Genomic DNA, 359 nt, shown 5'->3' with positions numbered 1-359 from the left:
CCGCTCCGCCGCTGATCCGCTTCACGCTGATCCAGGTCGCGGCCGACCGCTGGCAGTTCGTGGTGTCCAACCACCACATCCTGCTCGACGGCTGGTCCATGCCGCTGCTCATGCGCGACCTGCTGGTGCTCTACGCCGCGCACGCGGACAGCTCCGCGCTGCCCGCTGCCCGGTCCTACCGCCACTTCCTGGAATGGACTCGGCAGCAGGATCACGCGGCGTCGCTGGGCGTGTGGGCGGACGCGCTGCGCGGTGTGGGCGAGCCGACCCTGCTGGCCCGCCCGGACGCCGGTCGCGAGATCACCTCGCTGTCCGGTGAGTACTTCTTCGACCTGGACGAGGCGGCCACCGCGCGGCTG

The 359-nt window shown here is 71.6% G+C and carries 1 protein-coding gene; it reads left to right on the top strand.

What is annotated here, in order from left to right; translation table 11 throughout:
* A partial coding sequence (locus IU459_RS37715) for a condensation domain-containing protein (protein WP_195134332.1) occupies positions 1-359 on the top strand: 359 nt, incomplete at both ends.

The organism is Nocardia amamiensis (assembly GCF_015477605.1).
GTDB classification, from domain to species: Bacteria; Actinomycetota; Actinomycetes; order Mycobacteriales; family Mycobacteriaceae; genus Nocardia; species Nocardia amamiensis_A.
This window is presented reverse-complemented; position numbering and strand designations above follow the sequence as displayed.